This window comes from Streptosporangium fragile (genome assembly GCF_039534445.1).
Lineage (GTDB): Bacteria > Actinomycetota > Actinomycetes > Streptosporangiales > Streptosporangiaceae > Streptosporangium > Streptosporangium fragile.
In genome coordinates this window covers 43,163-64,065 of sequence record NZ_BAAAVI010000004.1, presented here as the reverse complement: position 1 = coordinate 64,065, position 20,903 = coordinate 43,163, and the positions used below count along the sequence as shown (strand labels likewise).

Annotated in this window: 20 protein-coding genes; 9 read left to right on the top strand and 11 right to left on the bottom strand. The window is 72.6% G+C overall.

Annotated elements, in window-relative coordinates; translation table 11 throughout:
- Positions 1-31 precede the first annotated feature (31 nt).
- From ABD841_RS04095 to tgmC, 4 genes are all read left to right on the top strand, one after another.
- Positions 32-409 (top strand): hypothetical protein, encoded by a 378-nt coding sequence (locus tag ABD841_RS04095; RefSeq protein WP_344967981.1) that lies wholly within the window; start codon positions 32-34, stop codon positions 407-409.
- Positions 406-696: a hypothetical protein gene (locus ABD841_RS04090; protein ID WP_344967980.1), complete on the top strand. Its 291-nt coding sequence runs from the start codon at positions 406-408 to the stop codon at positions 694-696. The genes ABD841_RS04095 and ABD841_RS04090 overlap by 4 nt, the downstream gene beginning before the upstream one ends.
- Positions 693-995, top strand: a complete 303-nt coding sequence (locus ABD841_RS04085) for a hypothetical protein (protein ID WP_344967979.1) — start codon at positions 693-695, stop codon at positions 993-995. The genes ABD841_RS04090 and ABD841_RS04085 overlap by 4 nt, the downstream gene beginning before the upstream one ends.
- A 309-nt stretch (positions 996-1,304) precedes the next feature.
- Positions 1,305-2,444: an ATP-grasp peptide maturase system methyltransferase gene (gene tgmC, locus ABD841_RS04080; RefSeq protein ID WP_344967978.1), complete on the top strand. Its 1,140-nt coding sequence runs from the start codon at positions 1,305-1,307 to the stop codon at positions 2,442-2,444.
- Between the two features lie 385 nt (positions 2,445-2,829).
- Here tgmC and ABD841_RS04075 read toward each other — a convergent pair whose 3' ends face one another.
- The 3 genes from ABD841_RS04075 to ABD841_RS04065 form a co-directional block, all read right to left on the bottom strand.
- Positions 2,830-3,102, bottom strand: a complete 273-nt coding sequence (locus tag ABD841_RS04075) for a GlsB/YeaQ/YmgE family stress response membrane protein (protein WP_344967977.1) — start codon at positions 3,100-3,102, stop codon at positions 2,830-2,832.
- A gap of 114 nt (positions 3,103-3,216) precedes the next feature.
- Positions 3,217-4,779, bottom strand: coding sequence for an SPFH domain-containing protein (locus tag ABD841_RS04070; RefSeq protein WP_344967976.1), 1,563 nt, complete (start codon positions 4,777-4,779; stop codon positions 3,217-3,219).
- A 29-nt stretch (positions 4,780-4,808) separates the two neighbouring features.
- Positions 4,809-5,009: a hypothetical protein gene (locus tag ABD841_RS04065; RefSeq protein WP_344967975.1), complete on the bottom strand. Its 201-nt coding sequence runs from the start codon at positions 5,007-5,009 to the stop codon at positions 4,809-4,811.
- Positions 5,010-5,650: 641 nt separating this feature from the next.
- Between ABD841_RS04065 and ABD841_RS04060 the strand changes: the two genes are divergently transcribed.
- Entirely contained in the window at positions 5,651-7,639 is a 1,989-nt protein-coding gene (locus ABD841_RS04060; protein ID WP_344967974.1) for an NAD(P)-binding protein, read from the top strand.
- 191 nt (positions 7,640-7,830) lie between these two features.
- On the opposite strand, the gene ABD841_RS04055 is transcribed toward ABD841_RS04060, so the two are convergent.
- The gene (locus ABD841_RS04055) at positions 7,831-8,868 is read right to left on the bottom strand and encodes an acyltransferase family protein (RefSeq protein WP_344967972.1); all 1,038 of its coding nucleotides are present in this window, start codon (positions 8,866-8,868) and stop codon (positions 7,831-7,833) included.
- Between the two features lie 225 nt (positions 8,869-9,093).
- Positions 9,094-9,900 carry an SDR family oxidoreductase gene (locus ABD841_RS04050; protein WP_344967970.1) on the bottom strand — a complete coding sequence of 269 codons (807 nt, stop codon included), beginning with the start codon at positions 9,898-9,900 and terminating at the stop codon, positions 9,094-9,096.
- A 120-nt stretch (positions 9,901-10,020) separates the two neighbouring features.
- Here ABD841_RS04050 and ABD841_RS04045 point away from each other — a divergent pair, with 120 nt between their 5' ends.
- The 4 genes from ABD841_RS04045 to ABD841_RS04030 all read left to right on the top strand — a co-directional run bounded on the left by ABD841_RS04045 (position 10,021) and on the right by ABD841_RS04030 (position 13,951).
- Complete coding sequence (locus tag ABD841_RS04045) at positions 10,021-12,576, top strand: sensor histidine kinase (protein ID WP_344967968.1); 2,556 nt, start codon at positions 10,021-10,023, stop codon at positions 12,574-12,576.
- Positions 12,573-12,980, top strand: coding sequence for a roadblock/LC7 domain-containing protein (locus tag ABD841_RS04040; protein WP_344967966.1), 408 nt, complete (start codon positions 12,573-12,575; stop codon positions 12,978-12,980). The genes ABD841_RS04045 and ABD841_RS04040 overlap by 4 nt, the downstream gene beginning before the upstream one ends.
- Positions 12,981-13,047: 67 nt before the next feature.
- Entirely contained in the window at positions 13,048-13,395 is a 348-nt protein-coding gene (locus ABD841_RS04035) for a DUF742 domain-containing protein (RefSeq protein ID WP_344967964.1), read from the top strand.
- Positions 13,376-13,951, top strand: a complete 576-nt coding sequence (locus ABD841_RS04030; protein ID WP_344967962.1) for a GTP-binding protein — start codon at positions 13,376-13,378, stop codon at positions 13,949-13,951. Before ABD841_RS04035 ends, ABD841_RS04030 begins: the two co-directional genes overlap by 20 nt.
- Positions 13,952-14,207: 256 nt before the next feature.
- Here the strand turns inward: ABD841_RS04030 and ABD841_RS04025 are convergent, their stop codons facing one another.
- The 6 genes from ABD841_RS04025 to xylA all read right to left on the bottom strand — a co-directional run bounded on the left by ABD841_RS04025 (position 14,208) and on the right by xylA (position 20,846).
- On the bottom strand, positions 14,208-14,579 hold the full coding sequence (locus tag ABD841_RS04025) for a DUF742 domain-containing protein (protein WP_344967960.1): 372 nt from the start codon (positions 14,577-14,579) through the stop codon (positions 14,208-14,210).
- The gene (locus tag ABD841_RS04020; protein ID WP_344967958.1) at positions 14,576-14,965 is read right to left on the bottom strand and encodes a roadblock/LC7 domain-containing protein; all 390 of its coding nucleotides are present in this window, start codon (positions 14,963-14,965) and stop codon (positions 14,576-14,578) included. Before ABD841_RS04020 ends, ABD841_RS04025 begins: the two co-directional genes overlap by 4 nt.
- A 144-nt stretch (positions 14,966-15,109) precedes the next feature.
- Positions 15,110-17,293, bottom strand: coding sequence for a sensor histidine kinase (locus tag ABD841_RS04015; RefSeq protein ID WP_344967956.1), 2,184 nt, complete (start codon positions 17,291-17,293; stop codon positions 15,110-15,112).
- Between the two features lie 141 nt (positions 17,294-17,434).
- A complete protein-coding gene (locus ABD841_RS04010) occupies positions 17,435-18,094 on the bottom strand; it encodes a DUF998 domain-containing protein (RefSeq protein WP_344967954.1) in 660 nt (219 codons plus the stop codon).
- Between the two features lie 218 nt (positions 18,095-18,312).
- Positions 18,313-19,698 carry a xylulokinase gene (gene xylB / locus ABD841_RS04005; RefSeq protein ID WP_344967952.1) on the bottom strand — a complete coding sequence of 462 codons (1,386 nt, stop codon included), beginning with the start codon at positions 19,696-19,698 and terminating at the stop codon, positions 18,313-18,315.
- Positions 19,695-20,846, bottom strand: a complete 1,152-nt coding sequence (gene xylA, locus ABD841_RS04000; RefSeq protein ID WP_344967950.1) for a xylose isomerase — start codon at positions 20,844-20,846, stop codon at positions 19,695-19,697. The genes xylB and xylA overlap by 4 nt, the downstream gene beginning before the upstream one ends.
- Between the last annotated feature and the right edge of the window lie 57 nt (positions 20,847-20,903).

Below are 20,903 nucleotides of genomic sequence, written 5' to 3'. Positions count from 1 at the left end.
GGTCCCTTGATCAGGAAGGTCCTCCTGACCCGTGCGCAAGCCTAGAGTCATCCGCGTCCGCTGGGGAGCGGACGCCCCACCGTTGCCCCTCGGCTGCCGGTGGTGCGGTCACGCCCCCTACGCCCACGAGGCGCGCAGCCTCCCGCACCGCCGCGACCACCTGTGGGAGCAGCCCACGCCCCGCCAGGTGTGCGCCCGCATGGCCGCGCGGCGGCGCCTGGGCCTGTGCGGGCCGGTCTCGGCCGCGGCCCCCGCCCGCCCGGTGAAGGCCCACCCCGCCGTCGTCCCCCAGGCGCGGCCCGGACGTCACGCACGGCCCATGACGGCCGCCGCCCCCGGCCGGGGCCGCTCACCGGACACCTTCCCACCGCGGCGACGCGAGCCGTACCGGCGAGAGGCCATCGCGTGAGCCCGGCCCCGGGGCGATGCGACACCCCCGCGAGCAGGCGCGGCGACGGTTCCACCTCCCCCGTACCGGCGACGGCTGAGGAGCAGGCCGGCGCGCTCGCCGAGTACATCGGCCGCGCGTTCCCGGGCTGGACGATCTGGCAGGCGCACCGCATCTGGTACGCGACCGGCCCGTGCCCGCAACCGGGGTGCGGCTGCTCCCGGACCCTGCACGCCCCCAGCCCGAGCGACCTGTGCCGCCGACTCGACGACACCGGACGACGGGCCCGGCAGGAGGTTCCCCGGTGACGTCCCCGGAAGAGCCCGCCCTGAAGCGGCCACAGTTCTGCGAGGAGGCGGCGGAACGCGCCGAGCGCCAACTGGCCACGTTGCGGCAGGACTTCCCCGGGTGGGACATCGTCTGCGTGACCGACCTCGCCGTCCCGATCTGGTACGCCATCTCGCGCACTCCGCCCACCGACCGGCAGAGGATCGCCGGAGTGCACGAGACGTTCATCCGCTCCTCGGCCGAAGAACTCGCGAAGGAACTGGCCGCCCAGGTGGAGCTGGTGCACCGGACACGGGCCGCGCACACCTTCGGGCCATGAGCCCGGCGCGGCGGCGCGGACGCCCCCGTGCCGTGTCGCCGCGCCGTCCATCTCCCACGAGCGGTGGTGCGCAGACCAGGGGCCACCCGTGGGGCAGGCGCGACCGGACGATCCCCGGGCTGGAGGGACCGTGGACACCGGTCGCAACGCGGTGCCCCCGTCAGGGCCGACGGGGGCACCGCCATCTTCTGTTCAGTTCGGCTAACCCGAGACGTGGACCTTCATCGAATGCAACCCCAACGGCCAGTGGGCCTGGTTACCTGATGCCGACGTGATGACGCGCACCTTCGCTGATCTGATCTTGAAGGGATGGTGGCCGTGAGCGACGCCGCCGCGAAGCTCCGCCACATGCTGGCGGACACCGTGGAATCCGCTGGCTGGCGCGCAGCCCTGGAGGGGGTGCCTCGCGAGTTGTTCGTCGGCGACGCCGCCTACCTTCGTGACGTGGTCCGGGGTGACCTGTGGACGCCCATACGCCGCGCCGACGTAGGTGAGGACGACTGGCTGGCCCTGGTCTACACCGACGAGACATGGGTGACCCAGGTCGACGGGGTACTGGCCGAAGAAGCGACGAGCGCGGTGACGGGCTCGCCCAGTTCGTCGTCCACCACCCCGAGCCTGGTCGTGCGAATGCTGGAGGCCGCCCATATCAGTGAAGGCGACCGGGTGCTGGAGATCGGCACTGGCACCGGTTACTCGACCGCGCTGATGTGCCACCGGCTCGGCCAGGAGGCCGTCACGTCGATCGAGTACGACCTCGCCGTGGCCAGGCGCGCGCAGAAGGCCATCACCGCGGCCGGGTACGCCCCCGTCCTTGTGGTCGGGGACGGCCTTCACGGCTACGACGACAACGCCCCGTACGACCGGTTGATCGGCACTTGCTCAGTGCGGACCATCCCTCCGGCGTGGATGAGTCAGGTGCGCGCCGGTGGGACCATTACGACTCCCATGTGGGGGTGGATGGGCGGGGTCGCGTTCGCGCACCTGACCATGGTCGGTGACGGCACTGCGAGCGGACGGTTCCTGAGGGACGATCTGTATTTCATGCGGGCCCGCTCCCACATGCCACCGCCCCGGCCACCGGTCACGACGGGTGTCGGGGACGCCCGGGAGAGCCGAATCGACCCGGGGATCTTGGACGACGAGGCCGCTTTGTTCGTCGCCCAGCTCGCCGCGCCGGCCGCTCAGCGAGCGTCGAGCGGCGAGACGACGATCCTGTTGGACGTCGGCACCGGTTCTCGGGCCGACACCCGGCCGGACCCGAGCGGCGGTTGGACGGTTCACCAGCACGGCCCGCTGCGCCTGTGGGACGCGGTCGAGAATGCCATCTTGCTCTGGCAGGACGCGGGATCCCCGCATCAGTCGGCATTCGGTCTCACCGTCACCAGGGAACGCCAGCACGTCTGGCTGGGCGAATTCGACGGGCCGAGCTGGGATCTGCCCGCCTGACGCACCCGCGCCACCGCAGCCGGGCAGGCATGGGTGGAGCACCGCATCGGCTGAGCCCGGCACGACGGGAAGACGGCCGGCCATCCAAGAGACCGGGGGCGTTGCATCCACGGCTCAGCTGTCCGCAGCCGTCCCGCTGGGGAGACCCCTGCCCGCCCCGGATCCCACGGGGGCCAGGGGTTCCCCGTGCTTCACCTGCCCGGGGATGTCCGCGGGCGGCGGCCCGGCCGGGCGCTGAACGGCGGCGGCCCCGCCCGGGGTCCGGGCGGGGCCGCCGCCGTGTGGGCCGTACGCCGTCACGATGTCGTGCGCGTCCGGCCTGAGCCGCTACCGGGTCGGCGGGCCCGTGGCGCGACGGCCTGCGGGCCCGGACCGTGCGGGTGGGTTACCGCAGCCCGCGCCTGCGGTAGAGGCTCACGGCCAGGATGACGCCGACGGCGGCGACGGCGACCTGGAGAAGCAGTTCGATCCAGTCGACTCCCGCCGTGGTCGCGACTCCCAGCGCGCCGGCGATCGCGGTGCCGATGAGGGCGGCGACGATACCGATGACGATGGTCAGCCAGATCGGGATGCCCTGCTTGCCGGGCACGACCAGCCGGCCCAGGGCTCCGATGATGGCGCCGATGACGATGGCGGTGAGGATACCGGTGACTGTCATGTTGCACACTCCCTGTTTGCTCAGCTGCCAGGCGTATGCCCGAGAAAAGGGGGTCAACACATGACGGGTCATGAGGAATGCCGCAGCCGCCGCGTTCCGCCTCGACGTCCCTGATCAGGCGGGTTCTGTGGTCTTCTCCTGCTTCTCGTGATTCTCCTGGTTTCCGGCATTCCCGGGCTTCCCATGGGACGGTCCGGGCACGGCGCCGGCCGGGGGGAGGACCTCCGGGGTGGCGCTCCGGGTGCCGTCCGAGGTGGCGTTCTGGACGGTGCCGTTCGGCGGAGTGCCGTTCTGGGCGGTCTGGACGGTGCCGGGGGCGGCGCCGTTCAGCAGGGAGCGGGCCAGGCCGAGGCCGGTGCCGCCGAGGGTGAGGGCCTTGGCCAGCATGTCCTCGATGCCCTGGGCGCCGTTGAGGACCACCATGTGGTCGACGTTGCCGAACGCCTTGGCGGCGGCGCCGACGATCTGCGGCCAGTTCTCGGCGAGCTGCTGGGCGATGACCGCCTCCTGGTTCTCGGCCAGCGCCTCCGAGCGGGCCCGGATCGCGGCGGCCTCGGCCAGGCCCTTCGCGCGGGCGGCCTCCGCCTCGGCGAGGCCCTGGGCCTTGGCGGCCTCGGCGGCGGCCAGGCCGGTGACCCGGGTGGCGTCGGCGCCCGCCTCACCGCGGAGCCGGACCGACTCGGCCTCGGCGGCGGCGCGCAGCTCGGTCTCGCGGGCCTCGGCCTCGGCCCGTGCGATGCGGGCGTCGCGCTCGGCCTGGGAGAGCGTGACGGTCTCGTACGCCTTGGCGTCGGCGGGCTTGCGGACCTGGGCCTGCAGGCGCTGCTCGGCCAGTGCCGCCTCCAGCTCGGCGGCGCGGGTCTCCTGGACGACGACCTCCTGGCGGGCGGACGCCTCGGAGAGCGGTCCCGCCTGCCGTGACCTGGCCATGGCCTGGTCGATCTCGGCCTGGTAGGCGGCCTGCTTGATCTGGGAGTCGCGCCAGGCGGCGGCCTTGTTGGCGGCGGCGACCTGCTCGGCCTCGGTGGCCTCCTGGTCGCGCTGGGCCTCGGCGATGCGGGCCGCGGCGGCGATCTTGGCGGCGTGCGGCTTGCCGAGGTTGGTGATGTATCCGGTCCCGTCCTCGATCTCCTGGATCTGCAGCGAGTCGACGATCAGACCGAGCTTGATCATCTCGTCGGCGGCGGAGGCGCGGGTCTCGCCGGTCAGCCGCTCACGGTTGAGGATGAGGTCCTCGACGGTGAGGTTGCCGATGATCGAACGCAGGTGCCCGGTGAACAGCTCGTGGATGGCCCCGTTCATGGAGTCCTGCTGGTCGAGGAAACGCCGGGCGGCGTTGGCGATCGAGTGGAAGTCGTCGCCGACCTTGTAGATCACCACACCCCGCACGACCACCGGGATGCCCTGCTGGGTGACGCAGGAGACCTGGAGGTTGGCCGCGCGGCTGTCCAGGCGGAGGCGCCGGGCGGTCTGGAAGCCCGGCAGCACGGCGGTGCCCTTACCAGTGATGATCTTGAACCCGAGACTGTCGGCCATCTCGGCCTTCCCCTTGGCGCCGAGACCGGAGATGATCAGCGCCTCGTTGGGCTCGGCCACCCGCCAGACGGTCTTGAACAACAGGATCAGGATGAGGAGGGCGAGGACGGCGCCCCCGATGGCGAGGTACTCAGCAGGCATCACGGCCTCCAGGGGAGGAAGGGAGGGGATCAGGAGAGCGCGCGGGCGACGTAGACCGTGCGCGGCGGGAAGAACTCGACGACGACGACGATCGAACCGGTGGCGATCTCCTCGTCGGGGACCGTGGGATGGGCGTAGAACGCCTCGACGCCCCCGCGAACCGCCACCATCACCTCGCCGACCAGTCCAGGGCCGATCTTTCCGGTAACCCTGCCCTGCTTACCGATCACACGAGACTCCCCGCCCCACCGTCAGACAGAACCCCGAATACGAACGCTACTCCGACGCGAAAGGCTTTACCACCCTTTAAAGTACGGAATAGCGATATCCGCGCCGTCGGCGGGAATCCACGCGCTTCATCCTCGCCCGGGTAACGAACCGGTCGCCGGAACGCCATGGCGTTCGGAGGACACAGAACGTCATGGCGTTCGGAGGACACGCGCCGCAATCCCGTCCCACCCGGCCGGGGACCACCCGATCGGGGACTCCCGATCCCGTCCCGCCCGGTCGGGGACCGCCGCGGCGCGCCGCGCGGAACGGGCGACGGGCCGCGTCAACCTCCGGGGAAGGAGCGGGTCGCACCCCGGGGAAGAGGTGGGTCGCACCCCAGGGAAGAGGTGGGTCGCACCCCGGGGAAGAGGTGGGGCCACTCCTCCGCAGGGCCATCCCGGAGGAGCGTTTCCCGCATACCACACAAAGCACGGAAAACGTAGCTGATTTATCCTTTCACCATCTCTCAAATTCTGATGTATCAGGACATGAAGCCGATGGAGGAGATGCCATCGGCCGTGTTTCCAAGGCGCGGGTAAAAAGTTCGCGGGAAAGCAGCGCGGCGGGCGCGGCGACCCATTCACATCGTGAGGATCGCCCCATGACCGATCCTCACGCGATCAACCGACGTAAGGCCCTGGAACTCGGCATGGACCGGCCCATCTCCCGCCGCGACTTCTTCGACGGGGTGGCCGCGGTCGCCGGGATCGCGGCGCTGGGGTCGCTGGCCGGGTGCGGCGACGCCGAGGCCGCACCCGGGCCCCTCGGCGCGGACGAGTTCGAGGTCCCCGCCGACCTCTCCTATCCGCCGTCCTTCACCGGGATGCGCGGCGACACCGCGGAGGCGATCGGCGTGCCGCACGCCCTGCGCGACGGGCGGTTCTGGCCGTACGCGGGCACGCCCGAGCCCACCGGGGAACGCTACGACCTGGTGGTGGTCGGCGCGGGGATCAGCGGCGTCGCCGCGGCCCACCGGTGGCTGGAGCGCGAGCCCCGCGCGCGGATCCTGATCCTGGACAACCACGACGAGGTCGGCGGGCACGCCCGCCGCAACGAGTTCTCCCCCGGGGCCGGCGCGGGGCCGCTGGTCGGGTGCGGCGGGTCGCGGTCGATCCGGGACCCCTCGGTGTGGACCCCCGAGGGCAAGGACCTGCTGGACAAGCTCGGGATCCGGCCACGGCACTTCGAGAGGTGCGTCGACCGGCGGCTGTACGAGCGCCTCGGCATGCACGACTCCGTCTTCTGCGACCGGGAGACCTTCCCGGCGGACGAGACGGACAAGCTGGTCGTGCTACCGCCCGGCACCCGCCCCCGCCGCTGGATCGCCGAGCTGCCGATCGCGGAGCGGGCGAAGAAGGATCTGGTCATGCTGTACGAGGACCCGCCCGACTGGTTCCCCGGGCTGTCCGCCGAGGAGAAACAGGAACGGCTGGCCCGGCTGACCTACGCGGACTTCCTGCGGGACGTCTGCGAGGTGCATCCGGACGTCCTGGCCTTCGTCCGGACCATGCCGGTCGAGGAGTGGGGCTACGGCGCGGACGCCTTCGGCGCGATCGACGCCTGGGGATGCGCCGGCGGCCGGCTGTACCCCGGCTTCCGGGGGCTCGGCCTCGACCGCGACAAACCGTCCCGGTACAACTCCCCCACCGTGATCAAGAGCTGGGACGCGGACGAGCCGCGCGTCCACCACTTCCCCGAGGGCAACCAGGCGATCGTCCGGATGATGCTCGGCCGGATGGTCCCCGGCTTCGCCACCGCCGCCGGCATGGAGGGGATCACCACCGCGGAGTTCGACTACGGCGCGCTCGACCGGCCGGGCAACCGGGTGCGCGTCCGCCTGTCCAGCCCGGTGGTCTCGGCCGCCAACGACGGCGCCCCCGCCCGCGCGACCGGCGCCACCGTCGGCTACTTCGACGGCGACCGGGTCAGGACCGTCCAGGCGGGAAACGTGATCATGGCCTGCTGGAACGCGATGATCCCGTACCTGGTGGACGACCTGCCGCCCGCGCAGGGGCGGGCGCTGCACCGGGCGGTCAAGGTGCCGGTCCTGTCCGCGACGGTCCAGCTGCGCGACTGGCGGGCCTGGCGGGAGCTGGGGGTGCGGCGGACCCGGTTCACCGGCGCCTACTGGTGCGTGGCCGAGCTCGACGACCCGGTCGCCATCGGCCGCTACCGGAGCCCCCGGCGGCCGGAGGAGCCGATCCTCGTCCACCTGACCGGCACGCCGGTCGTCCCGGGCATGTCCCCCGCGCACGGCTCGATCGCCGGACGGTACGCGCTGCTCAAGACCCCGTACAGCCGCCTGGAGTACGGCATCCGCGAGCAGCTCGCCCGGTTGCTCGGGCCGGGCGGGTTCGACCCGGCCCGCGACATCGAGGCGATCACGGTCAACCGGTGGGGCCACGGCTACGCGCCCGAGTACGCCACCCCGTGGGACATCGACTTCTACCCCGACGGCCCCTTTCCGGCCACCGTGGCCCGGCGGCGGCACGGCCGGATCGCGATCGCCAACTCGGACTCCGTGCCGGCCCCCCGCGCCGACGCGGCGATCACCGCCGCCTACCGGGCGGTGGACGAACTGCAGACCTGACGGCCTCGGTCCCGGTCCCGCCCCGCCCACCCCGGTCCAGGCCCGGTCCACCCCGGTCCAGGACCACCCCGGCCCCGCTCCGGGGCCGGCTTCGGTCCAGGCCCACCCCGGTCCCGCTCCGGTCCGACCCGGTCCAGGCCCATCCCGGGCCCCCGGTCCGGGGCCGGCTCCCGGTCCGGGCCCCGGGGCGGTCACCCGGACCGCGCGGGCCTCCTGATCCTGGTGAAGGCCCAGCTCATCTCGGGCTCGACCGCCCAGCGGGTGACCCTCCTGACCGGTCCGGTGCACAACAGCGCGGCGAGGCCGACCCCGAAGAGCGCCACCGCGACCACCCCGGGCACGGTCTCGGCCCAGTCGCCGTAGAAGCGCTCGGCGACCTTCACGACCAGGCCGTGGAGCAGGTACGCGTACATGGTCGCGGCACCGAGCCCGGAGTACCAGGTGCGGCGGGAGGGGGTGACCGCCAGGAACGCGGCGACCAGCAGCGCGCCCACGGCCAGCATGCCGAGGCGGATCAGGCTGCCGGTGAGGTCGTCCACGCCGATCGCGTCGTTGGCGTGCCGCCAGCGGATCCACTCGGTCTTGACGTGGGTGTGCACGGCCAGGGCCAGGGCGGCCCCGGCGGCCAGGGTGAGCGCCCCGGCGACGCGGACCCGCCGCCGCCGGAGCCAGGCGAAGTGCTCCGGGCGCAGCATGAGCCCCAGCACGTAGAACGGGAGCAGCCCGAGCGTGCGGTTCATCGACAGCTCGTCGGGGAGCCTGCTCATCCCCGACAGCAGCGAGAGGCCGACCGCGATCACCAGCGGCCACCGGAGCTGCTGCCAGACCGGCGTGGACAGCCGCCACAGGAACAGCGACATCAGGAACCAGGTCAGGTAGTACGGGTCGAGGAGGCTGATCTCCAGCTTGCCGTACAGGACGAGGCGGGGCAGCGCGTAGACGAGCTCGAAGATCACGTACGGCACGGCGAGCGCGCTGATGAGCTTGCGGGCCTTGCCCGACGAGAAGGTGAAGTTCCGCGAGAGGTAGCCGCTGAGCACGATGAACAGCGGCATGTGGAAGGTGTAGACGAAGAGGTAGGCGGCGTGCGCGACGGCCACGTCCCGCAGGTCCTCGATGAGGTGGCCGGAGACGACAAGGGTGATCGCCAGGAACTTGGCGTTGTCGTAGAAGGGGTCTCGGCCCGTGGCGGGCGCAGGGGCCGCCCGCAGCGGGGTCGTGGCGCTCACAGCCCCCGGACGGTAACCGGCCGCGCCCAACGTCCGGCGAACGGCCGATGACGCCCGGGGGAACTTCCCCGCGCCGGAAGGGCGACCTCCCTCCCGCCGCCCGCGTCACCAGGGAGCGGGCCCCGCCCGGAGCGGGACTTCACACCCCCGAGCCGGGCTTCGCGCCGCCCGGCACGGGACTTCGCACCCCCGAGCCGGACTTCGCGCCGCCCGGCCGGGCGGCGGTCAGGCGACGGCGGCGGCGCTGGCGTCCCAGAGGGCGCGGGCGAGGTCGGGGTCGGTCATCCCTTTGGGAACGGCGGCGGGGGCGCTCTTGGCGAAGTAGCGGCCCGGGTGGGCGGCGCCGTCCGGGTGGGTGGCGAGGTGGACCATGGTGCTCGCGCCCTGCTCGGCGGTCTGGCCCATGCCGGGGACGTTCTTGACCATCCACATCATGAACGTCGACGGGGCGAACTCGGTCTTGATCACGCCGGGGTGGAAGCAGGTGGCGGTCACCCCGGTGCCGGCCAGCCGCCGCGCCAGCTCCACCGTGAACAGTGCTCCCGCCTGCTTGGAGTCGCCGTACTGCAGCCAGCCGCTCCAGCGCCTCCGGTCGCGGTTCAGGTCGGACGGGTCCAGACGGCCGGTCTTGCCCGCCCGGGAGGAGGTGGTGATCACGCGTCCCTTCACCCGGTCGAGCAGCAGGTTCGTCAGGAGGAAGGGGGCGAGGTGGTTGACCTGGATCATGGTCTCGTGGCCGTCGCCGGTGAGCTTCCGCTCGGTGGTCATGACGCCCGCGTTGTTGACCAGGACGTCGATCCGCTCGTAGCGGCCGCGCAGTTCGGCGGCGAGCCGCCGCACGTCGTCAAGAGAGGTGTAGTCGCAGGTGAACGTGGCCGGGACGGCCCCGGAGGCCTCCCGCACCCGCTCGGCCACCCGGGCGACCTTCGCCGGATTACGGCCGACCAGAACAACCCGCTGCCCGCGCCGTGCGAGCTCCACCGCGGCGGCCTCGCCGATCCCGGCACTGGCCCCTGTAATCACAGTAATCATCCGATCCTCCACTGCGCGGCAACCTTATTCGGTGCTAGTCTCCTGTGCGATCTTCCGGAGGCGTATACATCCCTAAAACGGCACGAGCCTCCACACGCTCAGAGGTTGGGACGAGTGGACATGGGCTCTGGAAACCGCTCGATTCGGTTCAAGATCTTCTTGCTGCTGCTCCTGCCGCTGCTCTCCCTGAGCGCGCTGTGGGGTTTCGTCCTCAACCTGACCGTGGGGGACGGGATCAGCCTGCTGCGGGCCTACAGCCTCTACCAGTCGGTGGGCGTCACCTCCACGGAGCTGGGCCTGCAGCTCCAGGCGGAGCGGACCCAGTCATCGGTGGCCATCAGCTCCCGGGTGCTCACCAGCGGGATCGGTGACCAGCGCGCCCGGACCGACCGGGCCGTCGAGGCGTTCCGCAAGGCCACGGTCGAGGATGATTCCGGCAGTCCGGAACTACGCACGTCGCTGAACGGGTTGCTCCGCCAGCTCGACCGGCTCCCCTCCGTTCGCGCGGGCATCGACAGCGGCCGGCACTCGCGGCTGAGCGCGCTCTCCAGCTACAACCAGATCCTCGACGCGGTCTTCGTGGTCTACGAGCAGATGTCCGCGGTGCCCGACCTGACGATCTTCCAGCAGGCCGCGGCCATGCAGGCGATGGGCAACGCCCACGAGATGATCGCCCGGGAGAACGCGCTGGTCAGCGGGGCGCTGATCGACCAGCGGCTGACCCACGAGGAGCGCCTCGCCTTCGCCGACTACGTCTCGCTCCGGCGTTTCCTGCACGCGCGTGGCGTGTCCGCGCTCGACGCCGAGCTGGGCAAGCCCTACCGGGACACCTTCGCCTCCTCGGCCTTCGAGAAGTTCACCGAGCTGGAGAAGGCCATCTCCGAGTCCCGCGGCGATCAGCTGCCGCCGGAGGCGGCCTCGTGGAAGGCGACCGCCAGCGGGATCACGGCCTGGCTCGACCAGGTCAACCAGGCCTCCTCGAAGAAGCTGTCCGACCGGACCGGGGCGGTGGCCACCGACATCATGGCCCGCATCGCGATCGCCGGCGGCGTCGGCCTGATCGCGGTGATCGCCTCGATCGTCTTCTCGGTGCGCTTCGGCCGCCGGCTCGCCGGCGAGCTGGCCGGACTCCGCTCGGCCGCCCTCGACCTCGCGGACGTGCGGCTGCCGCGCGTCGTGGAACGGCTCCGGCGCGGCGAGGAGGTCGACGTGCAGGCCGAGGCGCCGCCGATCAAGGCGGGCGGCTCGGCCGAGGTGCACGACGTGGCCCACGCGTTCAGCTCGGTGCAGCGCACCGCCGTCGAGGCCGCGGTCGGCCAGGCCAACCTGCGCCGCGGCGTCAGCCAGGTCTTCGTGAACCTGGCCCGGCGCAAGCAGAGCCTGCTCCACCGCCAGCTCACGCTGCTCGACAGCATGCAGCGCCGGGCGACCGACCCCGACAGCCTCGAGGACCTGTTCCGGCTCGACCACCTGACCACCCGCATGCGACGGCACGCCGAGAGCCTGATCATCCTGTCCGGCGCGGCGCCGGGCCGGGCCTGGCGCAAGCCGGTGCCGGTGGTCGACGTCCTGCGGGCCGCGATCGCCGAGGTCGAGGACTACACCCGGGTCAACGTGCTGCCGCTGCCCGACGTGTCGCTCGACGGCTCCGCGGTCGCCGACCTCACGCACCTGGTGGCCGAGCTCATCGAGAACGCCACGATCTTCTCCCCGCCGCAGACCACGGTGACCGTGCGCGGCGACGTGGTGGCCAACGGGTTCGCCGTCGAGGTGGAGGACCGCGGCCTGGGCCTGAGCGCCATGGAGTACGCCGCGATCAACGAGAAGCTGGCCGACCCGCCGGAGTTCGACCTCGCCGACAGCGACCGCCTCGGCCTGTTCGTGGTGGGGCAGCTCGCCGCCCGGCACGGCGTCCAGGTCGTGCTGCGCGGCTCGCCGTTCGGCGGCACCACGGCCATCATGCTCGTCCCCCGCGCGCTGATCGCCGACCCCGACTCGCCGCTGAGCCTCACCGCCGAGCGGATCGCCGACCGGCCGGGTGAGCTGTCCGAGGCCGCCCCGCCGACCGCGCTCGACCCCGCCCCCGCGGCGCCCCCTGCCCCCGCGGGCGGCGGCCGGCCCGCGGGTGGCCTGCCCTGCAGGACGAGGACGACGGTGCCGGCCGCGCCGCCCTCCGTCCCGTCCCTCAGCGTGGTGACCGATCTGCCCGCCCGCGGTCCGGCGAACGGCCGGCCCGCGGGACGGCCCGAGGACCCGGCGGAGACGCCGGACCGCCGCGAGCCGGTCCAGGAGGCGGGCTCCCGCGTCTCGTCCTCGCCGGCGCCCTCCCACGAACCGTTTCAGGCGCCCCGGAAGGCCCACGAGACGCCCGAGGAGGCCCCGGCCCGTACCACGACCGGGCACGGCGGCCCGACGCGTCACGCGGCCGTGGAGCCCCCGAAGGGACCGGGCGGGCTGCCCCGGCGGATCCGGCAGGCGAACCTGGCACCCCAGCTTCGCCAGGAGCCGGACCCGGCGCCCGCCGACCGGGCGCCGAAGGCGGAATCTTGCGAAGAGCGCTCGCCCGAGGAGGTGCGGGCGCTGTTCTCCGCCTTCCAGGCGGGCGCGCGGCGCGGGCGCGAGGAACAGAGCACTGACTTCGCACACCACACGACAGGCGACAAGGGGGACAAATGACCGGAAAATTGAGCAGCACCGGCGAGCTGAACTGGCTCCTCGACGACCTGACCAACCGGGTGGGCGCGGTGCGCCAGGCGGTGATCCTCTCGACCGACGGGCTGGCCGTCGGGTTCTCGAAGGGCCTCAGCCGCGAGGACGCCGAACATCTGTCCGCGGTCGCCTCCGGGTTCCAGAGCCTGGCGCGCGGCGCGGGACGCCACTTCGGCGGCGGCGAGGTGCGCCAGACCATCGTGGAGATGGAGTCGGCGTTCCTGTTCGTCACCGCCGCCGGCCAGGGAACCTGCCTGGCCGTGCTGAGCAGCTCCGACGCCGACGTCGGCCACATCGCCTACGAGATGGCGATGCTCGTCAAGCGGGTCGGCCAGCACATCTCCACCAACCCCCGTCAAGGCCTCTCATGAGCGAGCGAGGCGACGTCCCACTCCCGTACGGACCGTTCGATCCCCTAGCCCATCGCAGGAGGTCCGGATGACACAGTGGATGGACGAGGAGGCCGGGCCGGTCGTCCGGCCCTACGCGCTCATCGGCGGCCGTACACGCTCCTCCGGTGACACGCTGGACCTGGTCGCGATGGTCACCGCGACCGGGGTCGCCCCGTCCGGAGGATTCGTTCCCGGGCCGGAGCAGGAACGCATCCTCGCCCTCGTCACCACCGCCACCTCGGTCGCGGACATCGCCTCGGACCTCGATCTGCCGCTCGGGGTGGTCCGCGTCCTCCTCGGCGACCTCAAGGACCACAAGCTCATCTCGATCGGGCGCGCATCTGCGAGCGAGCGCATTCTCAAGGAAGTGATCAATGGACTTCGGGCCCTCTGACGAACCCGTCGCCCTCAAGATTCTCATCGCGGGCGGCTTCGGGGTGGGCAAGACCACGCTCGTCGGCGCCATCAGCGAGATCCGGCCGCTCCGCACCGAGGAGGTGCTCTCCGACCGCGGCATCGGCATCGACGACGTCGAGGGCGTCGAGGGGAAGACCACCACCACGGTCGCCATGGACTTCGGCCGCATCACGATCAGGGAGGGCCTGGTCGTCTACCTGTTCGGCACCCCCGGTCAGGAGCGCTTCTGGTTCATGTGGGACGAGCTGTCCTACGGCGCGCTGGGCGCGGTGGTGCTCGCCGACACCCGGCGGCTGACCGACTGTTTCCCCTCGATCGACTACTTCGAGCAGCGCGGCACGCCGTTCATCGTGGCCGTCAACTGCTTCGACGGCGCCGATCGGCACGACGCCGAAGAGGTCAGGGTCGCCCTGGACCTCGACCCGGACGTGCCGGTGCTGCTGTGCGACGTACGGCGCCGTGCCTCGGCGAAGACGGTGCTGGTGACGCTCGTGGAGCACTCGCTGAAGGTGCTGACCGCGAACCAGAGCTGAGCGGTCCGGCAGGCCGCGGCCCCTCCCCGGGGCCCGGCCCCGCGACGGCGGGAACCCTCCCGCGGGTCCCGCCCTCCGAAGAGAGCCTTCGCGGGACCTTCCCGAGCCTCCCGCGGAACCTTCACAGAGCCCTCCCGAGCCCTCCGGAGGGCCTTCACGGGCCCTCCGGAGCCCTCCGGAGACCCCCGGGGCCCCGAGGGCCCGCCGAAGACTCGGCGGGCCCTCGGAAACCGGGGGAAGCCCCTGGGAAGCCCCGTCAGAGGGCGCGCAGACCGCTGATCAACTCACGGAGCAGGCTCTCCGGCGGCGCCGACGCGGCGGGAATCGGCGACCGGACGAGGATGAGTCCGTGGTCCAGGAGGTCCCCCAGCAGGACCTTGATCACCCCGATCGGCAGCCCGGAGTCCGAGGCGATCTCCACGATCGGGCGAGCCCGCCGGACCAGGTGGAGCAACCGGCGGTGCTGGAAGCCGAGGTGCGCGCCGGCGGAGATCGGCGTCCCCGTGGCCACCGCCATCGAGAGCAGGTCGAACGTGGCGGAAGAGGACCTCGTGCGCCCGCCGGTGACGGCGTAGGGGCGCACGACGGGCCCGGCCTCCTCGTCCACCCACTCGACGTCGCCGCTCATTGACCGGCCATCCGGGGGTTGGTGGCCAGATGCTGGCCGACCCGGGTGACCAGACGTGCCATCTCGTAGGCGATCAACCCCACGTCGGCGGCGCCGGTGGTCATGACCGCCAGGCAGCTGCCCTGGCCCGCGGCGGTGACGAAGAGGAACGCGGAGTCCATCTCCACCATCGTCTGGCGTACCGTCCCCCCGCCGAACTGCAGGCTGGTCCCCCTGGCGAGGCTCTGGAACCCGGACGCCACCGCCGAGAGATGGTCGGCGTCCTCCTTGCTCAGCCCCCGGGACGAGGCCATCATGAGCCCGTCGTTGGACAGGATCAGCGCATGCGAGACGTCCGCGACGCTCGTGACGAAGTCATCAAGAAGCCAATACAGCTCACCCGGCACGTGGTTAAACCCCTTCCCCTCTGATGGTCTCGCTGGTGGCCGGCCCCCACCGGCCCGATCGATCGGATTCCGCGGATCCGTCCGCGGCGGCGCTCCCGCACCCGCCGTACCCGTACCCGCGCCTGTCGTCCCCCCGCCCGCGGCTCACCGTTCGTCACCGCCGTCCCCGTCCTCGGCCCGCCCGCGCTGCCAACCCGACTGCAGGGCGCTCATCAGTGCCCTCGCCTCCTCCGGGGAGCGTTCCCGGGCCTCGACCCCGGACAGGCGGGGCTTCTCGACCGGGCGCGGCGGCGCGTCCGCCTGGCGCGTCCGCCGGGGCAGGCCGCCGCCGCGCCGCGTCGGCCGCCACAGGTCCGCCGGGACCGGCACCGCGGGCCCGGCGCGTCGCGGGACCACGGGGGTCGCGGACGGCTCGGGCAGCACGGTCAGAACCGGCGGATCGACCGGCTCCGGGTCTCCCAGCAGCTCCTCCGGGAGCAGGACGACCACCCCGGTCCCGCCGTACGGGGAGGGGCGCAGCGTCACGTCCACCTTGTAGCGGGCGGCCAGCAGGCCGACCACGGTGAAGCCCAGCCGGTCGGTCTCGGCGGGGTCGAACTCCGGCGGGCTGGCCAGGCGCTCGTTGATCGCCGCGCGCTTCTCCGCGGTCAGCCCGAGCCCGCGGTCCTCGATCTCGACGACGAAGCCCCGGCCCACCAGCTCGCCCCGGATCGAGACCAGGCTGTCGGGCGGGGAGAAGACGGTGGCGTTCTCGATGATCTCGGCGAACAGGTGCGTCATGTCCGCCGCCGCGTTGCCGACCAGGGTGGCGCCGCCCATCGGGAAGATGCGCACCCGGGCGTAGTCCTCGACCTGGGCGGCGGCGCCCCGCAGCACGTCCTCCATGTGCACCGCCGAGCGCCACTTGCGGCCCGAGGCGCCGCCGGACAGGATCACCAGGCCCTCGGCGTGGCGACGCATGCGGGTGGTGAGGTGGTCGAGCTGGAAGAGGCCGTCCAGCGTCTCGGGGTCCTCGGCCTGCGTCTGCATGCCGTCGAGCAGCTTCAGCTGGCGCTGCAGCAGCGACTGGCTGCGCCGGGCGAGGTTGCGGAAGGCCTGGGACACGCCGTCGCGCAGCCTGGCCTGCTCCACGGCGGCGTCCAGGGCGCTGCGCCGGACGCTGTCGAAGGCGACGGCGACGTCGTGCACCTCGACCGTGCTGCCCAACGGCTCCAGCGTGGGGGCCTCGGCCGTCACGTCGACCCGCTCGCCCCGCCGCAGCCGCTCCATGATCTGCGGCAGCCGCACCTCGGCCAGGTCCGCGGCGGCCCGTCGCAGGCCGGCGAGCTCCCGGGTGAGGCCACTGCCGATCCGGTACGAGACCAGCAGCGACGCGGCGACCGCGAGGAGCCCGAGCACGGCGGCGACCCCGGCGCGGACGAAGGTGGCGGTGGCGGAGGGGGCGGCCCGCTCGCCGAGCGCGACGCCGGCCTCGGTCAGGGACCGCTGGTAGAAGGCGTCCAGATCGTCGCCCGCGGTCCGCCACTCGGCCGGGGAGACGGTCGAGCCGCCCAGGAGGCGGTTCTCCATGTCGGTGAAGCGGGCGTACAGCGGCGAGACGGCCAGCTCGGTGAAGGGCCCGCGCAGCTCCGGCTCCAGCTCGGACAGCGCCTGCTCCATGAGGAAGGCCCGGTTGCCGGCCAGCCGGGTGAACAGGCGCAGCTCGTCGTCCGTCATCGGCTGCCTGAGCGCCAGCGCGCCCGTGGCGAGCGCCCGCTCACGGCTGAGCAGGTCCTTGGCCTGGCCGATCATTTCGATGCCGCGCACCTGCCGGTAGAGCGGCAGGTCCTCGCTGAGGCTCACGGTGACGTAGAGCCGGTGCAACGCGTCGGGCACCAGGGCGAACTCCCGGGAGAGTCCCATCGGCCCGATCCGCCCGTCGTCGACCTTGGCGCGGACCGCGCCGACCGCGTCCACGCGCTTCATCAGTTCGTCGTAGCGGGCCTTCGTCTCCGCCGACATGGACGACTGCACCTCCTCGGTGCTCGTCGCCCTCCGGAAGCGGGTGCGGGCCTGGTCGCTGACCACGCGCTGGCCGGCGAGGGTGTCGCGGTCGGCCGCGGAGCGGGTGGCCAGGTACTCGGCCGAGAGGATGTGCTCGCGCTGGAGCGCGGCGCTCAGGTCGCCGGCGGCCGTGCCGATGGAGCTGTACAGCCTGCCCACCGTGAGCAGGCTCACGGAGTCGCCGACCGTGACGGTCGCCGCGAAGCCCCAGAGCCCGACGAGCGAGGTGATCGGGATCGCCAGAAGCACCGAGACCTTGAACCGGATGGACCTGCTCGATGCCATGTCACCTCAACGGTTCGCTCTCGGAACGCCAGGGAGGGATCCGCGGCGACCTCTAGATCGCCGACGAGAATAGCACTGGCGGCTCCTGCTATTTGTAGCCTATTTGTGACATGGCATGAAATAGGGATGAGAAGTGAGGTGTCAGCTCAGAGCCGCGCGTGAGGCACGCGAGGCGTGAGGGACGCTCCGCGCCCAGGTCAGCCGCGCGAGCCGGACCGCCAGCACGGCGATCAGCGCGGTCCCGATGCCGAGCAGGACGCGCTCGACGAGGCCGATCAGCACCCCGTGCCCGGGGAGCGCGACGTAGGTGATCGCCAGCAGCCCGAACCCGCCGGCCAGCGCCAGCCATTCCACCGGCCCGGCCACCGCCCGCCACCGCCCGTCCTCGCGGAAGCGCCCCGCCATCAGCCCGCCGGCGACGGGCAGGGCGACGAAGGCGACGGCCGACGCGTAGCGGTGCGCCTGGACGGTCAGCTCCGCGCCCAGTCCCGGCGCCACGCCGGGCACCGCCGCCAGGACGACCAGCGCCGCGCTCCACGCCAGCAGCAACCGCTCGGCCGCGGTGCCCATCGGTGCCCCCGCGGCCCGCAGCCCCACGACCGTCACGAAGGACGCGCCCCCCAGCGCGGCCAGCGCGAGCTCGTCGGCTCCCCCTCGGTCCAGCACGGCGTACTCGCTGATCGTCAGGTTGAACACGTCCAGGTACGGCGCCGGGTCGAGCCGGCCGAGGACCGCGGCCACGACGGCCGTCACGATCCCGGCACACGCGATCAGGGGGTAGAGCCTCTTGGACACGGGCATGCGTCAAGACTGTCCGCGGCAGGCGTTTCAAACATCCGGCGGCATCCCTGACCCGACCCTGAGGCGTCCCTGAGCCCCGGGCCCTCCGGAGGGTTCCCCCGCGGGGACGGTCGCGGCCGTGCGGGGCCACGCCGTCCCCGCAGGGGCCACGCCGTCCCCGCGGGAGCCACGCCGTCCCCGCGGGGGGGCACGCCGTCCCCGCGGGAGGGCCACGACCGTCAGCGGAGGTCGCGGACCTCGGCGTAGCGGGCCCTGATCTCCGGTACGGGGTCGGCCTCGTAGTGCTCGGCCTTGCCGGTCTCCCAGGCCGGCGGCTCGTCGCCGCCGGCGAGCAGCCAGGCGGCCTGCCTGGCCGCGCCGTCCGCGACGTACTCGCCCGGTTCGGGGACGACCACCGGCCGCCCGAAGACCGCGGGGGCGATCCGCCTTACGGCCTCCGAGCGGGCGCCGCCGCCGATGAGGAGGATCCTGGCCGGGTCGAGGCCGAGGGCGTCGAAGGCGTCGGCGAGGTGGCAGAGCAGGCCCTCCACCGCCGCCCTGGCCAGGTGGGCCGGGGTCGAGGTGCCCAGGGTCAGCCCGTGCAGCGACCCGGTGGCGCCGGGCAGGTTGGGAGTGCGCTCGCCCTCCAGGTACGGCACGTGGACGAGGCCGCCGGCCCCGGCCGGGGCCGAGAGCGCGAGCCGGTCGAACTCGTCCAGCCCGACGCCGAGCACACGTGCGGCGGCCTCCAGGACCCGGGCCGCGTTCAGCGTGCACGCCAGCGGCAGGAACCGCCCGGTGGCGTCCGCGAACCCGGCCACGAGGCCGCTCGGGTCGGCGCTCGGGGTGTCGGTGACGGCGAAGGCCGTCCCGGAGGTTCCGATCGAGACCACCACGTCTCCGGGCACGGCACCGACGCCCAGGGCCGCGGCCATGTTGTCGCCGGTGCCCGGCGCGAGGCGGACCGTCCCCTCGACCGGCACGCCCGCGGTGGCCAGCACCTCGCCCGCGGAGTCACGGGGCCCCAGCACGGCCGGGAGGTCGGGGGTGGCGCCGAAGGCCATCCGGAGCAGGTCGGTGCGGTAGGAGCCGGCCGAGGGCGACCAGTACCCGGTGCCCGAGGCGTCACCCCGGTCGGTGACGAACCGCCCGCCCAGCCGCCAGGTGAGCCAGTCGTGCGGCAGGCACACCCCGGTCGTGCGGCGGGCGGAGGAGGGCTCGTGCTCGGCCAGCCAGCGGAGCTTGGTCACGGTGAACGACGCGACGGGCACGCTGCCCACCGCCTCGGCCCAGCGTTGCGGCCCGCCCAGCTCCGCGACCAGGTCGGCGGCGGCTCCGGCGGAGCGGGTGTCGTTCCACAGCAGCGCCTTCCTGACGACGGCGCCGGACTCGTCGAGGCAGACCATGCCGTGCTGCTGGGCGCCGATGCTCAGGGACTCGACGCCCGCCAGCCCTCCGGCCTGTGCCAGCGCCTCCCGCAGCGCCGTCCACCAGACCTCGGGGTCGACCTCGGTGCCCGCCGGGTGCGCGGCGCGGCCCTGGCGGACCAGGGCGCCCGTCACGGCGTCCCTGATCACCACCTTGCAGCTCTGGGTCGAGGAGTCGACCCCGGCCACGAGAGTCATCCCCGGACTCCGAGGAGGTGCTCGACGGCGAGCTGGTTGAGGCGGGTGAAGTGGAAGCCCCGCTCGGCGGCCTTGTCGGGGTCGAAGTCGTCGCGGGCCAGGTCGGCGAGCGTCTCGCCCGGGGCCAGCGTGGGCTCGGACAGCTCGGCGACCCGGCTCGCGGCCAGCGCCTCGGCGACCTCGGGATCGGCGCGGAAGGCCCTGGCCTTCTCCTTCAGGATGAGGTAGGTGCGCATGTTGGCCGCGGCGGAGACCCAGACGTCCTCGGAGTCCTCGGTGCGCAGCGGCTTGTAGTCGAAGTGGCGGGGGCCGTCGTAGCCGCCGTTCTCCAGCAGGTCGACCAGGAAGAAGGCGCTCTTCACGTCGCCGTGGCCGAAGATGAGGTCCTGGTCGTACTTGGGCCCGTGCTGGCCGTTCAGGTCGATGTGGAAGAGCTTGCCGTGCCAGAGCGCCTGGGCGATGCCGTGCACGAAGTTGAGCCCGGCCATCTGCTCGTGGCCCACCTCGGGGTTGAGGCCGACCCGCTCGGGGTGCTCCAGCTCGTTGATGAACGCCAGCGCGTGGCCGATGGTCGGCAGGAGGATGTCGCCGCGCGGCTCGTTCGGCTTGGGCTCGATGGCGAACCGGATGTCGTAGCCCCGCTCGATCACGTACGAGGTGAGCAGGTCCATGCCCTCCTTGTAGCGGCTGAGCGCGGCCCTGATGTCCTTGGCCGCGTCGGACTCGGCGCCCTCGCGCCCGCCCCAGCAGACGTAGGTGGTCGCGCCCAGTTCGGCGGCGAGGTCGACGTTGCGCATCACCTTGCGCAGCGCGTAACGGCGGACGTCGCGGTCGTTGCTGGTGAACGCCCCGTCCTTGAAGACCGGGTGGGTGAAGAGGTTCGTGGTGGCCATCGGGACCTTCATCCCGGTGTCGGCCAGCGCCTTCTTGAAGTTCGCGACAGCCTTGTCGCGGTCGGGCTCGACGGCCAGCAGGTCGTCGTCGTGGAAGGTGACGCCGTACGCGCCGAGCTCGGCGAGCCGGTGGACGCTCTCCACCGGGTCCAGCGGGGCCCGGGAGGCGTCCCCGAAGGGGTCGCGGGCCTGCCAGCCGACAGTCCACAGCCCGAAGGTGAAGCGATCCTCGGGCTTGGGGGTGTAGGCGCTCATCTGCGTTCCTCCGATTTAATCCATGTTATGGACTTAATATGGATCGGGGTGGTGGGA